The sequence below is a fragment of the Flavobacterium sp. GW823-FHT06G12 genome, assembly GCF_058794775.1.
Window position 1 is genome coordinate 554,298 of sequence record NZ_JBXAHE010000001.1, and the last position, 19,452, is coordinate 573,749.

The 19,452-nt window shown below is 32.7% G+C and carries 16 protein-coding genes and 1 pseudogene; 7 read left to right on the plus strand and 10 right to left on the minus strand.

From position 1 onward, the window contains the following. The first annotated feature begins 25 nt into the window (after positions 1-25). The 3 genes from pncB to AC1Q5Z_RS02350 all read left to right on the plus strand — a co-directional run bounded on the left by pncB (position 26) and on the right by AC1Q5Z_RS02350 (position 5,999). The gene (gene pncB, locus AC1Q5Z_RS02340; RefSeq protein WP_492443686.1) at positions 26-1,201 is read left to right on the plus strand and encodes a nicotinate phosphoribosyltransferase; all 1,176 of its coding nucleotides are present in this window, start codon (positions 26-28) and stop codon (positions 1,199-1,201) included. Between the two features lie 163 nt (positions 1,202-1,364). Then, positions 1,365-3,233 (plus strand): DNA topoisomerase IV subunit B, encoded by a 1,869-nt coding sequence (locus tag AC1Q5Z_RS02345; protein WP_198857100.1) that lies wholly within the window; start codon positions 1,365-1,367, stop codon positions 3,231-3,233. Positions 3,234-3,278: 45 nt separating this feature from the next. Further along, on the plus strand, positions 3,279-5,999 hold the full coding sequence (locus AC1Q5Z_RS02350) for a DNA gyrase/topoisomerase IV subunit A (protein ID WP_198857101.1): 2,721 nt from the start codon (positions 3,279-3,281) through the stop codon (positions 5,997-5,999). A gap of 58 nt (positions 6,000-6,057) precedes the next feature. Here AC1Q5Z_RS02350 and AC1Q5Z_RS02355 read toward each other — a convergent pair. Beyond that, positions 6,058-6,741: pseudogene (locus tag AC1Q5Z_RS02355) on the minus strand (AAA family ATPase); the annotation flags it as partial. Positions 6,742-6,752: 11 nt separating this feature from the next. On the opposite strand from AC1Q5Z_RS02355, the gene AC1Q5Z_RS02360 reads away from it, so the two are divergent. Continuing rightward, a complete protein-coding gene (locus AC1Q5Z_RS02360) occupies positions 6,753-8,480 on the plus strand; it encodes a type VI secretion system baseplate subunit TssF (protein ID WP_492444123.1) in 1,728 nt (575 codons plus the stop codon). A gap of 36 nt (positions 8,481-8,516) precedes the next feature. Here AC1Q5Z_RS02360 and AC1Q5Z_RS02365 read toward each other — a convergent pair whose 3' ends face one another. The 5 genes from AC1Q5Z_RS02365 to AC1Q5Z_RS02385 form a co-directional block, all read right to left on the minus strand. After that, positions 8,517-9,146 carry a 3'-5' exonuclease gene (locus tag AC1Q5Z_RS02365; RefSeq protein ID WP_198857102.1) on the minus strand — a complete coding sequence of 210 codons (630 nt, stop codon included), beginning with the start codon at positions 9,144-9,146 and terminating at the stop codon, positions 8,517-8,519. Positions 9,147-9,148: 2 nt separating this feature from the next. Beyond that, entirely contained in the window at positions 9,149-11,071 is a 1,923-nt protein-coding gene (locus AC1Q5Z_RS02370) for a DUF294 nucleotidyltransferase-like domain-containing protein (RefSeq protein WP_492443688.1), read from the minus strand. Positions 11,072-11,215: 144 nt separating this feature from the next. Next, positions 11,216-11,587, minus strand: a complete 372-nt coding sequence (locus tag AC1Q5Z_RS02375; RefSeq protein WP_198857104.1) for a DNA topoisomerase IV — start codon at positions 11,585-11,587, stop codon at positions 11,216-11,218. 279 nt (positions 11,588-11,866) lie between these two features. Beyond that, positions 11,867-12,442, minus strand: coding sequence for a DUF1572 family protein (locus tag AC1Q5Z_RS02380; protein WP_492443690.1), 576 nt, complete (start codon positions 12,440-12,442; stop codon positions 11,867-11,869). Positions 12,443-12,454: 12 nt separating this feature from the next. Beyond that, positions 12,455-12,805, minus strand: a complete 351-nt coding sequence (locus AC1Q5Z_RS02385) for a winged helix-turn-helix transcriptional regulator (RefSeq protein ID WP_343588816.1) — start codon at positions 12,803-12,805, stop codon at positions 12,455-12,457. A 131-nt stretch (positions 12,806-12,936) separates the two neighbouring features. Between AC1Q5Z_RS02385 and AC1Q5Z_RS02390 the strand changes: the two genes are divergently transcribed. Beyond that, positions 12,937-13,740, plus strand: a complete 804-nt coding sequence (locus AC1Q5Z_RS02390) for a DNA alkylation repair protein (protein WP_343588815.1) — start codon at positions 12,937-12,939, stop codon at positions 13,738-13,740. Positions 13,741-13,744: 4 nt separating this feature from the next. Here the strand turns inward: AC1Q5Z_RS02390 and AC1Q5Z_RS02395 are convergent, their stop codons facing one another. From AC1Q5Z_RS02395 to AC1Q5Z_RS02410, 4 genes are all read right to left on the minus strand, one after another. After that, positions 13,745-14,317 (minus strand): pentapeptide repeat-containing protein, encoded by a 573-nt coding sequence (locus AC1Q5Z_RS02395; RefSeq protein WP_198857108.1) that lies wholly within the window; start codon positions 14,315-14,317, stop codon positions 13,745-13,747. Between the two features lie 64 nt (positions 14,318-14,381). After that, on the minus strand, positions 14,382-14,603 hold the full coding sequence (locus AC1Q5Z_RS02400; protein ID WP_492443692.1) for a DUF6095 family protein: 222 nt from the start codon (positions 14,601-14,603) through the stop codon (positions 14,382-14,384). Between the two features lie 182 nt (positions 14,604-14,785). Next, on the minus strand, positions 14,786-15,598 hold the full coding sequence (gene murQ, locus AC1Q5Z_RS02405) for an N-acetylmuramic acid 6-phosphate etherase (RefSeq protein ID WP_345157714.1): 813 nt from the start codon (positions 15,596-15,598) through the stop codon (positions 14,786-14,788). Positions 15,599-15,707: 109 nt separating this feature from the next. Continuing rightward, on the minus strand, positions 15,708-15,908 hold the full coding sequence (locus AC1Q5Z_RS02410) for a hypothetical protein (RefSeq protein WP_233074129.1): 201 nt from the start codon (positions 15,906-15,908) through the stop codon (positions 15,708-15,710). 19 nt (positions 15,909-15,927) lie between these two features. Here AC1Q5Z_RS02410 and AC1Q5Z_RS02415 point away from each other — a divergent pair, with 19 nt between their 5' ends. Beyond that, on the plus strand, positions 15,928-16,899 hold the full coding sequence (locus AC1Q5Z_RS02415; protein WP_492443693.1) for a helix-turn-helix domain-containing protein: 972 nt from the start codon (positions 15,928-15,930) through the stop codon (positions 16,897-16,899). Between the two features lie 156 nt (positions 16,900-17,055). Then, positions 17,056-19,434: a TonB-dependent receptor gene (locus AC1Q5Z_RS02420; RefSeq protein ID WP_492443694.1), complete on the plus strand. Its 2,379-nt coding sequence runs from the start codon at positions 17,056-17,058 to the stop codon at positions 19,432-19,434. Positions 19,435-19,452 lie beyond the last annotated feature (18 nt).

Consider the following 19,452-nt stretch of genomic DNA (forward strand, 5'->3'; position numbering starts at 1 on the left):
AAGGAATGAAAAGAACTTGAGTGCTATGGAAAATACTTTTTTGAAATCAATTTTAGATAATGATTTCTATAAATTTACGATGCAACATGCTGTAATTAAACTTTTCCCGAAAGCAAAGGTTCGTTATGGATTTATAAATCGTGGTAAACATATATTCCCGGAAGGTTTTGCAGATTTACTTCGAAAATCTGTCGATGCATTGTCTGAGCTTCGTTTAACAAAAGAAGAGAAGAACTATTTAGCTCATTATTGTCCTTATCTTGATCCAACTTATTTAGATTTTCTGCAAGGATATAGTTTTGATCCGTCTGAGGTTCAGATTAGTCAAGAAGGTTCAGAAATTGCGGTAACAGTAGAAGGTTATTGGTATAGAACTATTTTGTGGGAAGTTCCGTTAATGGCACTTATTTCGGAGCTTTTTTATAAATCAAATCATTTAATTCGTTTAAATGATGAAGCCATAAAAGAACTGACGAAAGAAAAAATTGACAATTATAATAAATTAGGAGTTTCAATTTTAGAATTTGGAACAAGAAGACGCCATTCTTACGAAGTTCATGATTTGGTAAATGAAACTTTAAGAGCCTACGGAGGAAACAGCTTTATTGGAACCAGTAATGTGCATTTTGCAATGGTTAACAACAGAAGACCTTTGGGAACTCATGCTCACGAATGGTTTATGTTTCATGCGGCGCAATATGGTTTTCAGGTGGCAAATTTTATAAGTCTCGAAAATTGGACAAAGGTTTATGGCGGTGATCTCGGAATCGCTTTAACAGATACTTATACAACAGAAATATTCTTCAATCAATTTGATAAAAAATATTCTAAACTTTTTGATGGTGTTAGACATGACAGTGGCGATCCAATTGAGTTTGCTCAAAAAGTGATCGCCCACTATAATAAAATGGGAATCGACCCAAAATCAAAAGTTATTGTTTTTTCAGATTCTTTAAATTACGATAAAGTAAAAAAGATTGTCGATTTCTGTCAGGACAAAATAAAAATGTCTTTCGGAATCGGAACAAATTTCACTAACGATGTTGGACTTCCGGCTATGAATATGGTTATAAAACTAACCGATACAAAGCCCGATAATGTACATTGGCAAGGAGTGGTCAAACTTTCAGACGAAAAGAACAAAAATACAGGAACACCCGAAATGATTGCATTGGCAAAAGAAGTACTCGGAATCAAATAGTATTTTTTTTGCTGAAAAAGCAGTTTTTTATAATTTTAATGTCCATTTTATTTTAAAATCAATTTAAATAGATTTTGAACTGTTATTATTCATAACAAAAAAGAAATACGCTTTCATTTTTTGATGATAAATGGTAAATTAGCCAAAAATCCTAAATTCATTTATGCTAGAGCAAAATCAATACAACGAAGATAATATTCGTTCACTCGATTGGAAGGAACATATTCGTATGCGTCCGGGTATGTACATCGGGAAATTAGGGGACGGATCATCACCAGATGATGGTATTTATATTCTTTTAAAAGAAGTTTTAGACAACTGTATCGATGAGTTCGTTATGGGTGCCGGAAAAACTATCGAGGTAAGTATTAAAGACAAAACAGTTTCTGTTCGTGATTACGGACGTGGAATTCCGTTGGGTAAAGTGGTCGATGTAGTTTCGAAAATGAATACCGGAGGAAAATACGATTCTAAAGCTTTCCAGAAATCAGTTGGTTTGAATGGTGTCGGAACGAAAGCGGTTAATGCTTTATCTAATTATTTCCGTGTAGAATCTGTTCGTGATGATAAACAAAAATCTGCAGAATTCTCAGCTGGAAATCTGGTTCAGGAAGAAGATGTAATCGATACGACGAAACGTAAGGGAACAAAAGTAATTTTTACGCCAGACGAAACGATCTTTAAAAACTATAAATTTCGTTTAGAATATGTAATTAAAATGGTCAAAAACTATTGTTATTTGAACAATGGCTTGACTATTATTTTCAATGGGGAAAAATATTATTCAGAAAATGGACTTCGCGATTTATTAGAAGAAACAATTAATGAAGAAGATTTAGAATACCCGATTATTCACTTAAAAGAGCACGATATCGAGGTTGCGCTGACACATAGTAAAACGCAATACAGTGAAGAATATCACTCTTTCGTAAATGGTCAGAACACAACTCAAGGAGGAACGCACTTAGCGGCTTATCGTGAGGCAGTTGTAAAAACCATTCGTGAATTTTATAATAAAAATTTCGAAGCATCAGATGTTCGTAAATCGATTGTAAGTGCTATTAGTATTAAAGTAATGGAACCGGTTTTTGAGTCTCAGACCAAAACAAAATTAGGTTCTACCGATATGGGCTCTGATGATGGAACACCAGCAGTTTCTGTTCGTACTTTCGTTAACGATTTCATCAAAACGAAATTAGATAACTACCTGCATAAAAATCCAACAACTGCAGATGCTTTATTGCGTAAAATTCTTCAGGCAGAACGTGAGCGTAAAGAATTATCAGGAATTAGAAAATTAGCGACAGATCGTGCTAAAAAAGCCAATCTACATAATAAAAAATTAAGAGATTGCCGTGCGCATCTTCCTGATACCAAAAACCCAAGAAACTTAGAAAGCACGCTTTTTATTACCGAGGGGGATTCGGCTTCTGGATCGATTACAAAATCGCGTGATGTAAACACACAAGCCGTTTTCAGTTTACGTGGTAAGCCTTTGAATTCATACGGGATGACTAAGAAAATCGTGTATGAAAATGAGGAATTCAATTTATTGCAAGCAGCACTTGATATTGAAGACGGATTAGAAAAATTACGTTACAACAATATTGTAATCGCAACCGATGCCGATGTCGACGGAATGCACATTCGTTTGCTTTTGATTACGTTCTTTTTACAGTTTTTCCCAGAATTAATAAAAGAAGGGCATTTGTATATTTTACAAACACCACTTTTCAGAGTTCGTAATAAAAAAGAAACGATTTATTGTTATTCTGAAGAAGAAAGAAAAGACGCGATTGAAAAACTAAAACCAAAACCAGAAATCACCCGATTTAAAGGTTTAGGAGAGATTTCTCCAGACGAGTTTAAAAACTTTATTGGAGATACCATCCGTCTTGATCCCGTTATGATGGACAAACATACTTCAATTGAGCAATTGTTGTCTTTCTATATGGGAAAAAACACCCCAGATAGGCAAGAGTTTATTATCAAGAATCTGAAGGTTGAAATTGATGAGCTTGAGGAAGCTTAAAATTAAAGTAGAAGAATTTTTTAGTAGTTATACTGAACAAAATATATGAAAGACGAAGAAGACGATAACATAATTCCAAACGACGACGAGAATAATCAAGATGAAAACCAGTTTGATGACAATCAAAATGGAGATGACGATGAGATTATCGACGTAGATGCTAGACAATTTGAAGGACAGCATTTTTACGAAAACCAGGAAGAAGAAGGCGAAGACGTTATTACGAAAGTAACCGGAATGTACAAAGATTGGTTCTTGGATTACGCTTCGTATGTAATTCTGGAACGTGCAGTTCCCGCTATCGAAGACGGATTTAAACCTGTTCAACGTCGTATTATGCACTCTTTAAAAGAGCTAGATGACGGCCGTTATAATAAAGTTGCCAATGTAGTAGGGCACACCATGCAGTATCACCCACACGGAGATGCAAGTATTGGTGATGCAATGGTGCAAATTGGACAAAAAGATTTATTGATAGACTGCCAAGGAAACTGGGGAAATATCTTAACAGGTGACGGAGCAGCAGCTTCGCGTTATATTGAAGCACGTTTATCTAAATTTGCTTTGGAGGTTTTATATTCTCCAAAAATTACAGACTGGGGATTATCATATGATGGTAGAAAAGCCGAACCAATTAATCTTCCTGTAAAATTTCCATTGCTTTTAGCGCAAGGAGCAGAAGGTATTGCAGTAGGTTTGTCAACAAAGGTTTTACCTCATAATTTTAATGAATTAATTGATGCTTCGATTAAAATCTTAAAAGGAAAACCGTTTACGCTTTATCCTGATTTTATGACGCAGGGTATTGCCGACGTTTCGAATTATAACGACGGAATGCGTGGCGGACGTGTACGCGTACGTGCTAAAATTTCGCAGTTAGACAAAAATACATTGGTGATTACTCAGATTCCGTTTTCTACCAATACCTCGAGTTTAATTGACAGTATTTTGAAAGCCAATGAAAAAGGCAAAATCAAAATCAAGAAAATTGAAGACAATACTGCAGCCGATGTTGAGATTTTAATTCATCTTTTCCCAGGAGTTTCACCAGATAAAACTATTGATGCATTATTTGCATTTACAGCCTGTGAAACCTCTGTAGCGCCTTTAGGATGCGTTATTGAAGATAATAAGCCTCTGTTTATTGGTGTTTCTCAAATGTTGAGGATTTCGACAGAAAGAACTGTTGAGCTGCTTAAGCAAGAGCTTGAAATTCAATTAGAAGAATTAAAGAATAAATGGCATTTCTCTACTTTGGAGAAAATCTTCATTCGCGAAGAAATGTACATTGACTTCAAGTTATATGGAGACAGAGAATCATTATATAAATACTTGTATGATAGATTTGAGCCTTTCAAGAAATCATTCGTAAGAGAAATCAATGATGAAGATTTACAACGTTTGACTCAAATTCCAATGATTCGTATTACGCGTTTCGATTCTGATAAAGCAGACGAATTGATTTCGAGATTGGAAGAAGAAATGAAAGAGGTAGAATACAATCTAGAGCATCTTACAGATTTTGCGATTGGGTATTTTACCAAATTGAAAGAGAAATATGGAAAAGGACGTGAACGTAAAACCGAGCTTCGAGTTTTTGATAATGTAGAGGCTACAAAAGTAGTTTTACGTAACACAAAATTATACGTAAACCGCGAAGAAGGTTTTGTGGGAACAAGTTTAAAGAAAGATGAATACGTAGGTGATTGTTCTGATATTGATGATGTTATCGTGTTTTTACGCGATGGAACATTGATGATTACAAAAGTAGATTCTAAGACTTTTATAGGAAAAGATATTATTCACGCGGCCGTTTTTGATAAAAATGATAAACGAACTATTTATAACATGATGTATCGTGATGGTAAATCAGGTCCATCATACATAAAGCGTTTTAATGTTACTGGAGTAACACGTGATAAAGCCTACGATTTAACAAATGGAACAAATGGTTCTCAGGTAGTTTATTTTTCGCATAATCCAAACGGAGAAGCTGAAGTTGTGACTATCTTATTGCGTCAGGTTGGAACGATTAAGAAGCTGAAATTCGATATTGATTTTGCTAATTTAGCGATTAAAGGACGAGGTTCGAAAGGAAATTTGGTTACAAAATATCCAATCAAGAAAATCGAATTAAAAGAAAAAGGAATTTCGACTTTATTACCAAGAAAAGTTTGGTTTGATGATACCGTAAAACGTTTAAATGTTGATGCTAGAGGAGAGTTGTTGGGCGAATTTAAACCAAGCGATAAAATTTTAGTTATCAGTCAGTCAGGTAAATTAAAAGTTATTATTCCGGAATTATCAACTCACTTTGAGGAAGATATGATTGTTTTGGAAAAATGGAAACCTAAAAAACCAATTTCTGCTATTTATTACGATGGAGAAAAAGAACGTTATTTCTTGAAACGTTTCCTTGTAGAAAATGAAGGAAAAGAAGAAAGCTTTATTACCGATCATCCTAATTCACAGTTAGAAATCGTTTCTACAGATTATCGTCCTGTAGCACAATTGGTTTTTGCAAAAGTAAAAGGAGTTCAAAAAGAAGATCTTCATATAGATGTTGAAGACTTTATAGCCGTAAAAGGTTTCAAAGCTTTAGGAAATCAATTAACAACAGATAAATTAAAACAAGTGAATTTATTAGACCCGCTTCCTTACGAAGAACCAGTCGAAGAAATTCCTGAAAAACCTGAAATTTCAGAAGATGATCCTGTAGAAACAGAATTAGATGATGACGGCCAAATAGGTTTGGTTTTAGAATAAAAAACAAAACGCTAAGAATTTAATTTCTTAGCGTTTTTTTTGTGTTTTAATAATTGATTTAATTCTCAGAAATGACTACCTCTTGTTTAATCCATTTTACTTCATTGTTTTCGATATAGACAGAAATAGTATCTCCGTTTTGTATTTCCCCAGATATTATTTTTTTTGCTAAAGGTCTTCTTAAATGAGTTCTTATAATATTTTTAATTGGCCTTGCACCTAATTTGGTATTATAGCCATTTTCGGCAAGATAAAGTTTAGCTTCTATAGGAATATTGACCGAAATATTGATGTTTTTCAATAAATCGGTAAATTCTTTTTTAAGATGAATCTCGAAGATTTTCAATGCATTTTCTTTACTGATAGGCGCAAAAGGTACAATTTCAGTTAGACGACCTAAAAATTCTGGTCTGAAATATTGCCCCATAATTTCCATTAAAGTACTTGATGCTGGAATTTTACCTTCATTAAAAGTGCTTGCAATATGATCTGCTCCAATGTTTGATGTAAACAAAATAATTGCATTAGAGAAATCTCCTTCTTTTCCTAAACGGTCATGGAGTTTGCCTTCATCCATGATTTGAAGAAATATATCAAAAACAGAAGGGTGTGCTTTTTCAATTTCATCAAATAAAACAATCGAGTAAGGTTTTTGTCTAATCTTGTTTATTAATATTCCTCCCGCCTCGTATCCCACGTATCCTGGAGGTGACCCATGAAATGGAGACATCGTTTGATCCTGTAGTGTCTATGATGCTAAATGCATTATCATATGAACTTGAAAAAGTAGCTCATGAACTAGAAGATTCAAAAACTCGTATTGTAGAAAGAGTTTTAGAAATTATGTTTCCAGAAGTTGTTTCGGGAGCAAAACCTGCAAGGGCAGTTGCACATGCGTTTCCAACTGAGAATAATAGAAAAACTTCTCTGCAAAATCAAATGCTTGTAAAGCGAAGGCTTCATAATATTTACAATCCTCTGGAACCTATAATAAAGGAAATAGTACTCTCGCCAACACTCGAAGTAAAACTTGCACCTTGTAACATTGGTTATATAGCTTACGAGAGAAATATGTTTAAAATTTCGAATCTTTTTTATAAAGATACTGTTAAAGATTATAAGCATACTTTGCCGGCAGGAGAAATCGTTTTAGGTATTGAGTTAAATGATGAGAATGTAGAATTGGAAGATTTAATGCTTTACATAGATATTAAAAATACTCATCAAAAAGAAATGTTTCATTATTACTTAAAGCAGGTAAAATGTTTTTATGACAATATTGAAATTAAGGTTGAAGAAGGATATAATGTACCTTTAAACAGCTTAGATATTAAAAATATTATAAATCGTAATTATTCGCATCTCAATGAGATTATGCAGGAAATTAACGAATATTATTTTGATAATTTCTATACGTTAAAAGGAGGATTAAAGTATAAAAAAATTTCAGAGTATTCGAGTGAGTGTAAATATTTAGAAGAAATTACAAACAATGCAGCAAAGCCAATCATTTGGATAAAGCTCGTTTTTCCAGAGTCATTGGTTCCTCAAATAATAGAGAATGTTTCTTTTACAGCAAATTGTTTTCCAGTAATGAATAAAAAGCGCCATTCTTTAGGTATAGGTTTAGGTAATTTTCTTTCATACGTGGCTTTAGAAACAGGAAATAATATTTATCTCGATATCGAATCGGTAATAGACCCTCTTAATAATCATTACGAAATAAAAGAATTTAAAGAAGGAGTTGTAGAAGAAGGAAATGCTGTTTTGAGAATAGGTGGCGTTTCTAGATTTGATTCGAGAACTGCGTCGGAACTGCTTCAAAATTTGCTTGATCTGCTTAAAGATGAAACATCTTCATTTTCAGGCTTAGGAAAAGATTTCATGACTAGCTCCTTGTCACAAATCAGCCAGCTTTTAGCATCTGTTGAACAACAGGCTAAAGAAAGTAGCTTTTTGAAGAATAATGATCCCTATTTAATGATCAAGCCTAAGATTGAAAAAAACATGGAAAATTCGTTCCAAATTAACTATTGGTCAACCTGTGCAGAAGAAGGAAATGATGTTAAAACAGGGACAGTCTTAGAATCTTCAGATTTAACTTTTGTAAGCAATAGTATAACTTTAATGACAAATACGGCCGGAGGCTTAAACAAACAAAGCAACAAAGACAGAATTCTGGCTTATAGAAATGCGCTGCTCACACGCGGTAGAATTGTAACTTTTGCAGATATTAAAGCCTTTGGATTTAATCATTTTAAAAATTCAATTCTAGAGATTAAAATAGAAAAAGGCACACGAAAAGAAATCTCTGTAAAAGCTGGTTTTAGCCGAACCGTAGATATATATATCAAGACAAATCTTGAAGAGAAACAGCATTTGTCCGATTCGGAGTGGGAGTATTTATGCGATAGCTTTATGAAGAATCTGAAAAGCAGGTCTTCAAATGTGTTTCCGTATCGAATTTTTATTGATGAATAAAATTTTAAAAGGCTTGAATTTCAATTCAAGCCTTTTCTATTTAAATAATTGGTTTAAATTAATTGCTTTTTTCTCTTTTAATTTCTTTACAATCTTAAGAAATGCTATGGCTGTAATATAGGCATCGCCCAAAGCAGTATGGCGATCTTTTTTTGAAATATCAAACTTATCGGCCAAATCGTCCAGAGTATAATGATCTTTTCTTTCAAACAGATGGGACTGAATTAAAGTCTTTTTATACAAATAAGCGGTGTCTAAGGTTTTATTTGTTAACGGAGGAAGATCGTTTCTTTCTAAAGCTTTATTGATCATTGTGATATCAAAAATAGTATGATGTGCAATGATTATCGAATCGCCCAGAAATTCTAAAAACTGTTGTAAAGCTTCAAGCTCACTCGGACGTTTAACAAGCAAATCTTTTAAAATACCATGAATTTGTGCCGTAGTTTTATCATAATGATCTTGTTCCAGATAAACTTCAAAACTTTCCTGAACATTAATAATTCCGTTTTGAAGAACCAATGCGCCGATACATAAAATACGGTCATTTTCATAATCAAATCCAGTAGTTTCGGTATCTAAAACCACAAAACGAGTTTCTTCGATCGTAATATTTTCATCGAATAAATTAATTTCTTCCTTTTTCCAAAAATTGAATAAACTCATTACTATACCAGATTTGAGATATTAAAACGAACCGAAATAAGTTCCTGAAGTTCTTTAATAGTTTTAAAAGTACGTTTCAGCTTAATTTTTTCCATTTTGGTTAGAGATTCCAATTCGATAAACTGACCAGAATCATGATGTAGAAGACCTTGTTTAGTTCTAAATTTTAATAAAGCTTTAAACGAATAAGAGCACGATAAATACAATTCTCTATTATTAGGTTCTAATTCAGCTAATTTTTCAAAACGTTCTGCCGTATTGCTGATTCCTTTAACGGAATGAGATAAAATTAAAACACGAGCAGCATCTGTTAAAGGCATTAAAGCTCTTCGTTTGATATCAAAATTATCTTTGTTTGCACCGTCTTGTTCAACCAAAAATTGTCTAAAGAAACCAGTAGGAGATGGGCTTTGCAGAGCACCACTCACCAAATGCATGTAAAAAATAGGATTTGCTTTTAAATCTTCGAAAATATAATCAGACAATTGGTTTGCTACTTCGGTATCACCATAAGTCAAACTGTAATCAAAGAAAATAAACGACAATAAAACCTCATTTTTACCTGGATTTGTAATCCAATGATGTACATGGCTTTTCCATTCGTCTAAACTCATACACCATTTTGGGTTCGAAGCCATCATTTCGGCAGGACAGTAATCGTAGCCAATTTCAAAAAGACCTTTGTTTACAAGTCCCGCAAATTTGTGAAAATACACTTTAGTTTCATCTCTAAAAACTTCATTTACATTTTCATATACAATTGCATTATCTTGATCAGTATGCAACATTTGTTCTCCGCGTCCTTGGCTTCCAAGCGCAAGCCACGAAAATTTTACCGGTGGCGGACTGCTCATTTTTTCTAGACAAATTTCAATAACGCGATTTGTGCAAGCTTCATTAAGTTCAGTGATAATTTTTGTAATCAAAGTCATCGGAATATTTTGGTCTAGATAACCTTGAAGTAATTGCATAATTCGGTTGCGAATTGGCTTTATTTCTTTGATTTTTTTAGTGCGTTTCAAAGCCTTTATCAAAACCGCAGGATTATTCCCGAGTGCAACCATTACGTCATGTTTGGATAAAATTCCAACCGCTTTGGTGTTTACAGTTCCATCTTTCGTCAAACACAAATGACTGATATTACTTTTCATCATTGCCATTTGCGCCTCAGTAACTGTCATTTTTTTTGGATATGTAATAACAGGTTTTGTCATTATCGTTTCGGCGGTTGTTGTAATAGGAAAATCTCCAGTAACGATTTTGTTTCGAAGATCTTTATCGGTCAAAATACCAATTGGCTGCATTTCATCAACAATTAAAATCGCACCGACTTTCTTTTTATTCATGATTTTTGCAACATCTTTTACTGTAGTTGATGGACTGCAGGTCACAATTTTTTTAGAATATTTTATAGGCGCTAAGTCAAAAGAATGATTGCTGGAATGAAGATTTTCGTGAAGTTGATCATCATCACCATATAATTTATCTTTATGAATGTCAGAATATGGATTTCGTGTGTTAGAGGCATAACTTTCGATCAAGAAATTACCAACATTTCTATTTTCTAGAGCATAAGGTTTAAAAACCGCAATCGGAATGGCATATAAAATGCTTTCTTCATGCGCGACAGCCTCCATAATATAGTTTTCTTGCGCTAAGAGCGGACGTAATCCAAAAATATCACCTTCGTCACACATGTCTAAAACTGTATTTTTAGTACTTTTTTTAAGAGCAACAGCACCTTTATGAACCACATAAAAAGAATCATGCGTTTTGTCATTTTCAGCAAAAATCACAGCATCTTTTTCTTTATAAATAATAGAAATTTGCTCAGATAGCTTTTCTAAGTCTTTCTGATGAAGAAAATTAAACGGCGGATAATTCTTTAAAAAATCAGCAACCCTTTGCGAAATGGTATTTTTCATTTGGTTAGATTAAAGTTCTAATGTACTATTTAAAATAGAAATGTAAAAGAAACACATTATAATAATTTGCCACAAAGGCACAAAGACGCCAAGGACTTATTTCTTTGCGTCTTTGTGCCTTTGTAGCAAAAAAAGCTTAATTATTTAATCAACTTTGTAAACGGTGCCTCGCTGTTTTTCTTCAGAACCAACCAAGCCAAATTCAAAAGTATAAGAATCTTTAGAAGTCGTTAAAATTTTCATGCTGATTGCTTTTTCCTCAGCCATATTTTTTGGATGTTTTTTCTGGAGAACATATTCGCAATCGCTTACCCAACGAATGGTTGCGGTATCAGTTTTTCCTTCAAAAGTTTCAATTTCGATGTCGTCTTTACGTTCAAAAAAAGTAGTTTTTTTTTCGCCATTGACTTCCGTTTCAAATTTGAATTTTCCAGTTTTAAAATCTTTGCAATTATGCTCTGCATTATAGCAAGATACTAAAGCAAGAAAAGGAAATAAGAATATAATTTTTTTCATTTTGAATAAGTTGTTTTTTAGGAGCTAATCCTGCTGTACGCTGTATCTTTTGTGGTGAACCCCACCACAAAAGGATGTCGCTTCCATCAGGGCTATGGCTTAGGTTTTTAGAAGTCCTTTTTTAATTAAAGAATAAAAAGAAAATTACAAGAGTTATAAAAGTCAAAAAAAGTAAATTCCGTTTTTTATTTTTAGAACTCTGCTCTTCGGTTAAGTTTGTCTTACAGAATTTAATTAAGATCCACCAACATGTCCCGCCAAAATTTGCATAATATTCTATCATTTCAATCTTTTTAATTCTTCGTCTGTAAAGTTCTTGATTTCTTTTTCCTTGGCAAACTTTTCAGCATTATAATTTCCTGATTTATTTTTCGGAATCGACAAACTATTCCATGAACTGTTTTTCAATTGTTTGGCATAAAAAACAATCTGTCCAACATGATAAGGATAATGTGCCAATTGACGATTTATGGCTTCTATAACTGTATGACCCTCATTTCGGATGTAAATAATGTCTGAAAGTTGTTCTGGTTTTAAACTTTGTAAAGCATTTTCTAAACAATTCCAGCCTTTATTCCAAAGTTCAAGAACTTCTTCTTTCGATTGTAAATCATTTTCAAATTCGGCATCACGGTTTCGCCATTCTTTTTCTCCGTCAGAAGTTAGAAAATCTGTCCAGCGTGAAAGCATATTTCCTGAAATATGTTTTACAATAGTAGCAATGCTATTGGTGTCGTCGTTAAACGAAACAAAAAGCTGTGTTGGTTCGAGTTGATCGATTGCTTTTTCGCCAAGCATTTTATAATACAAAAATTGTTTTTTAACGCTTTCTAAATAAGATTCATTAGCTTTCATGATTGATATGTTTTAGGATTGAAGCTCTGTTTTGTTATCTTGAATTAATGTTTTTCCCCAATCATTTAATTTCCAGAGAATTTCTACTAGTTGTTTTCCCGTTTCGGTTAAAGAATATTCAACTCGTGGCGGAAGCTCATTAAAAGATTGTTTTACCAATATCCCGTCTTCGACCATTTCATTTAACTGCTGATTTAAAACACGTCGATCTACTTTTGCAATGCCACGTAAAAATTCACTAGGTCTTTTTTTACCATCATTAATCTGCCATACAATGGGGATTTTCCATTTTCCGCTGATGGTATTTACAGCAATTTCTAATGGACAAATTTTATTTTCTGTGCTTTGTTCCTTTGTTTGCATAAAATTGACTTTTATATCTCTATGGGATAAAAATATGCGGTATTGCCAGTGTTATCAAGCTTTCCGATATTTACAAAAATAATCAAATTTTTAAAGCATGATAGAACATTGCGCTAGTCAAATTAAAAACTATGAATGAAGTAAAACGTAAAGGAGCAAGATCGATAAAAGATATTCCTGTTTTAGTTTTAGAACAGCTTAATAGGGGAGAAATTGAAACTGCTAATCTTGTAGAATGGCTTGCAGTAAATCAAACTAAGCTTTTAGAAAATGTTTTGAGAGAGTCTAATAGGATGGAATATCTGGAACCTATTTTAATGGATATTAGAAATTTGAAAAAGCAAACTGTCAATACCATAAATGAGACAATTGGCACAGGAATATTGACAGAATCAATTCTTAATAATGATTCTGATATAATTTCAACTATTTCTAACCATAAATCTGATTTGGTGCGATGTTGGTCTGCGTATACAATTGGAAAAAAATCTGAATTAACCATAGAAGAAGTGTTAGAACAAATTCAGTTTCTGGCGGCAGACAAACATTTTGGTGTAAGGGAAATTTCGTGGCTGGCAATTCGTTCCAATATTCTGAATAATTTAGAAAAAAGCCTTGAAATCTTATCTGAATGGACTTCTAGTGAAGACGAAAATATTCGACGCTTTGCAACCGAAGCAACAAGACCAAGAGGCGTTTGGTGCGAACATATTGAAGAACTTAAGAAAAGACCAGAATTAGCTTTGAAAATTTTAGATTCCCTAAAATCTGATTCTTCAAAATATGTGCAGAATAGTGTTGGAAACTGGCTTAATGATGCCAGTAAAACAAGACCAGATTTTGTAAAGAATTTATGTGAAAGATGGAAACGCGAAAGCCCTGTAAAAGAAACGCTGTACATTATAAAAAAAGCGCTCCGAACAATAGAAAAATAATTTGCTACACAATTTTAATATCGTATTTATCTAATAACCCGACAATTCCTTCGGTAGAAAATTGTGCTTTTTTCATCGGATTAAATTCAGGATCAATTTTGTAATTGTATGCCGTTTTAAAATTGACCGATGCTAATTGTGTTTCGTTGAATATTGCACCGTCAAGGTTGCAGTTGTCAAAAACAGAGCTTGTTAAATTAGTTCCGATGAAAGTAACTTCACGAACAGAAGAATTAATGAATTTGGTTTTCGGCATTTTTTTATTAGAAAATAGCGCGTAATCCAAAACGCATTCATCAAAATAAACTTGAAATAAAAAATCATCGCATTCGTTAAATGCAATTCCTAAAAGTTTGCAGTTTTTAAAAGTGACGTTTTTTAAACTTGTTCCAGCCAAGCTAGTCATTGAGAGATTACAATCAATAAATTCGCAGTCGAGGAAAGTGTTAGAATTGAAATTACTGTTAGAAAAGTCACAGTTTTTAAAGACACAATCTTCAAACTCACGATTGTTTATTTTTTTATCGATATAAACAATTTTTTCAAATGTTTTCTGAATGTGAATTATGCCTTCCATTTTTTTATAAATATTAAATCTAATAGGTTTTTAAAACCTGTTAGGTTTGAATTAGTTTTATTATTTAGTCATTAAAAATCCCTTTCATTATGATTTTCAATCCCAAAAAGATCAAAACCATAGAGCTCAGACAAGCCAAAATTCCAATTCCTAAAACCAGATAATGCCAATTGTTGCCTTGATTTTGAAAAGCATTGTAAATCAACGATGGCCCAAGAAACATCAAAGGCAATGCACCTGTCAAATATTTAATTCCTTTTCCTAATAATTGTTTGTTTGTTGCCATGTTTTTTGTTTCAAGTTTCAGGTTTCAGGTTGTTGGCTTGTATTTTACCGCAAAGTACGCCAAGTTTTTTATATGCGAGGCTTTTATAACGGCAAAGTTCGCAAAGTTTTGGACAAAAACCTTGCGAACCTTGCATAAATCTTAGTGTACTGTTCGGTTAAATGACCACACAGAAAAACCTTTTATTTTTTATAATTATCAACAGCATTTCTTACGCTGCCATATTTTTTCAATAATTCAGAAGCTTCGTCGTACGAAACTGAAATTTCGTCCATAATCATTTTTACGCCTCGGTCAACCAATTTCACATTACTTAACTGCATATCGACCATTTTATTGCCTCTTACTTTTCCAAGCTGAATCATTGCTGCAGTCGAAATCATGTTTAAAACCAATTTTTGTGCAGTACCAGCTTTCATTCTTGAACTTCCAGTTACAAATTCTGGTCCAACTACAACTTCAATAGGAAATTGAGCTGTCAAAGCCAACGGACTTCCAGCATTACAAGTAATACATCCTGTAACAATATTATTCTCATTACAAGTTTCTAAACCGCTAATAACATATGGAGTTGTACCAGAAGCAGCGATTCCGATAACCACATCGTTTGAATTGATATTATGATTTTGAAGATCGATCCAAGCATTTGTTGTACTGTCTTCAGCGTTTTCTACTGCACGTCTAATGGCTGTGTCGCCACCTGCAATAATGCCATTTACTAAATCAAAAGGAACGCCAAAAGTTGGCGGACATTCTGAAGCATCAACTACACCAAGTCGGCCAGAAGTTCCTGCTCCAATATAAAACAATCTGCCGCCAAGCTTTAATTTTGCTACTATTTGCGGAATCAAAGCTTCTATTTGGGGCAAAGCTTTTTCGACTGCATAAGGCACAGTTTTGTCTTCTTGATTTATATTGGATAACAATTCATGAACAGACATCTTCTCTAAATGTTCATATTTTGAGGCTTGTTCAGTGGTTTTCGTAAATGTCATTTTATCGTTATTTAGACTCGTCAAAATTAATATAATTTATCTCAATCTTGCAAAGTCTCAGAGATTTAAAATCATTTTTTTCTTCTATTTTTTCTCTTTAAAGACGGTTTTAATTAGGCTTTGTTACAAAAACGAAAATATTATATTTGTTTAATATTAAAAGATGGATGGATAAATTAGTTTTGCTAGAGGGAATTGCCCGAATTTGTGTTTTTGTTTCTTTGCTGATGGCATTTTTTTTGCTGACGGTAAAAACTGAAAATAAATTGGCCAATCGTTTATTTGCTTTCTTTTTTATTTTTTCAGCCATTGATCTCAGTGGATTTTTCATGTACTTATATACAGAAGATCATCGAAATCTGGAGATTTTCAGATCGACATTCTGTTTATTAGGAATGCCATCGTTCTACTTGTATGTATTGGCGGTTTGTTATTCTGATTTTCGACTAAAATGGAAACATTTGGTTCATGTGCTACCTTTTGTAATTGTTAATTTAATTTTTATACCCAGAATATATTCAAGTATAAACGAAGGAAGTTTTATTGGGCCATTAAATTCAATGTCTGAGATTTATTTTATTCAGATTTTAATCGAATTTCAATATGTCTTTTATATTGTAAGTGTATTTTTAATTCTAAAAAAATATAAAGAAATCTATCTGGAAAATTACGCCAATCCAAGTATTTCGGCTTATAAATTTCTTTTTCAAATGACGTGCGTATTTCTAATCGCACATTCTATTGTAGCTTTAAAAAACGTACTGCGATACAGCGGTTTTAGAGAAGTTTTTCTATGGGCAAACGTATTGGTTGGAACAATAGCGCTATTTATAACTTGCTGGTTTATAATGAAAGCATTGAAACATCCAGAACTTTTTAGAGGTGTAAATTCTAAATTAGTATTAACGAAAGATATTCTTCCAGAAATTGAAGAAAAGCCAGAAACTGCCAATAAACAAAATGATTTGATCGGCACTCAAATAGCTACATTAAAACAATATATGACAGAGAAAGAACCCTTTCTTGATCCGTCGCTTACCATTCAAGAATTGGCTAATCAAATAAATATTCCAGTTCGCGATTTATCTATTTTAATTAATCATCATATCGATCAGCATTTTTTTGATTTTGTGAATGAATATCGCATTCAAAAAGCGATGCATATTTTAAAAGATCAAACAAAAAGTCAGCTTACGGTTCTAGAAATATTGTACGAAGTTGGTTTTAACTCCAAATCTTCTTTTAATACTTCATTTAAAAAATATACCAATTTAACTCCGACAGCGTACAGGAAAGGTTGAAAATAAAGGCTTTGTAAAAAGTCGAACGCCTTATCGCATAAAGTCGAACCAATTTCTACGGGAGAAAATGGTTCGACTTTTTTTTGTCGGTCGCGTAAGGAGATTTTCTAAGGCAACTTTGCTTCAAATTAATCGAACAAGTTAAAATTAGAAATCATGAAAAAATTAAATCTCCTAATCTTATTACTATTGCCTTTATTTTGTTTAGCGCAATCCACATTAAAAGGAAAAGTAGCTAGCGAAACCAAATCTTTAGAATGGGCCGAAATTTCGATAGTAAATATGGAAGGAAAAATTATTGATGGAACTACAACTAAAGAAGATGGCTCTTTTGAAGTAAATCTTAAAAACGGATTTTATAAAATTGAAATCGGCCTTTTAGGTTTTACTGCTTATGAAAAAGAAATTTCTTTAGAAAAAAATACAGATTTAGGAACTATTGTTCTCAAAGAGAACGAAACCAAATTGGTCGAAGTTGTGGTTCAGTCAAAAAAGAAAACTATCGAACAGAAAACAGATCGTTTGGTTTACAACCTAGAAAATAATGTAACAACAACTGGCGGAGATGCGTTAAGTGCCATTAATACAGCGCCTGGAGTTGTAGTTAAAAATGATGTAATAACCATTTTAGGAAAAGGAACTTCGCGTGTTATGATCGACGGACGTTTGATTGAATTGACTGGCGAAGAATTGAATAATTTCTTGAAATCTATTTCGGCTGCTGACATTAAAAATATTGAAGTGATAAGCAATCCGCCTGCAAAATATGAAGCCGATGGAACAGGAGGTTTGATTAATATTATTATGAAAAAAGGAGTTCGCGATTCATGGAAAAATTCGACTACAGTTTCTTACGACCAGAATAAATACGGAATTTATACTTTGAGAGATAATTTCTTCTACAGCAAAAATAAGTTTAGATTTTCAGCAAGTGTGAATGGCAGAACAGGATATAAAAATTCTATAGAAAACCTAGATATGTATTTTCCTGACGGTCTTTCAAAAATGGATGCCGATACAAAAGTTAAAAACGAGAGTTTTTCAGGAAAATTAGCTTTAGATTACGATTTGTCTAAACGCACAACAATTGGCTTTCAGTTTATGAATGACAGAAATAATCCTGATTTTGGATCGGATATTAGAATCGAAAAATACAATATAGAAAACGAATTGCAGAATGTAACATTAAATAAAAGTTTCACAGATAAAGGTTCTAAAAATCAAACGTATAATGCGCATTTGATTACCAAATTAGATTCCTTAAATAGAAAATTGTCTTTTGATGTGGATTATTTCAATTATAATTCAAAATTCGATAGAGATTTTATAGCCAACAATTATAATTCAAATATGGAATTTATCGATATCAATCAGGCAGGACGAAATATTTCGAATCAAGATATTGATAACTGGAGTTTTAAGGCAGATATGGAACATCCGTTTCAAGCTTTTAATTTGTCTTATGGAGCAAAAATGAGCTTTACAAATAGTATAAGCGATGTGGTTTTTTATAATACAATTACAGGAATACCAGAATTAGATCTTAGTCAGTCAAATCGATTTAAATACACTGAGAACAATCAGGCTGTTTATATTAACGGAGATAAAAAAATAAATGAAAAGTGGAGTTTGCAAATGGGTTTAAGACTTGAAAATACGCAAACTAACGGATTTTCTGAAACGATGAATCAGGAAAATGTAAATGATTATTTAAAGTTATTTCCAACTTTTTATGCTTCGTACAAAAAGAATGACAACAATACTTTTAGTTTGAATTATGGAAAGAGAATCAATAGACCGCGTTTTGATTTGCTAAATCCTTTTAGAGTATATATTAATAGCAATAGTTATTCTGAAGGAAATCCGTTTTTAAAGCCTTCATTTAGTGATAATTTTGAATTGGCACATTCTTATAAAGAGGTTTTAAGAACAAGTATTTTTGTAAACGCTATTACAAACGGATACGGGGTTGTTTTTACTTCAAATCCAGAAACGAATACGCAGATTGTAACTCGCGAAAACTATTATAAAGGCTTAAATTATGGTTTAGGCGAAACTTATTCGGCAACTTTGGCAGATTGGTGGCAAAGTGAAAATACCTTATACTTTTTGGGTTCAGAAACAAAGTTTATAAAAGATATTAATGCAACGCCATCAAACAGTTTACAAATTGATTTTACAACGAATAATACTTTCGTTTTAGGAAAAAACACGAAACTTCAAGTTGATTTTAATTATAGTTCGCCTTTTAAAAGTGGTTTGCATGAGGTTGGTTATGTTTCAAGTTTTGATATTGGTTTCAAACAGGATTTGTTGAATAAAACACTTCAGATTGCATTCTTGGCCAATGATATTTTTAATACTGCTTATTTAAAAGATTTTACTTCGGTTGTAAATGGCGTGAAACAGGTTTACAGTCAAAATGAAAGCAATCGTTTTGTTCGTTTGTCTGTGATTTACAATTTCGGAAATAAAAAAATTAACGTGAAGGAGCGTAATTTTGGAAATCAAGAGGAGAGAAAGAGAGCTAACTAAATTTGATAATTAGATAAT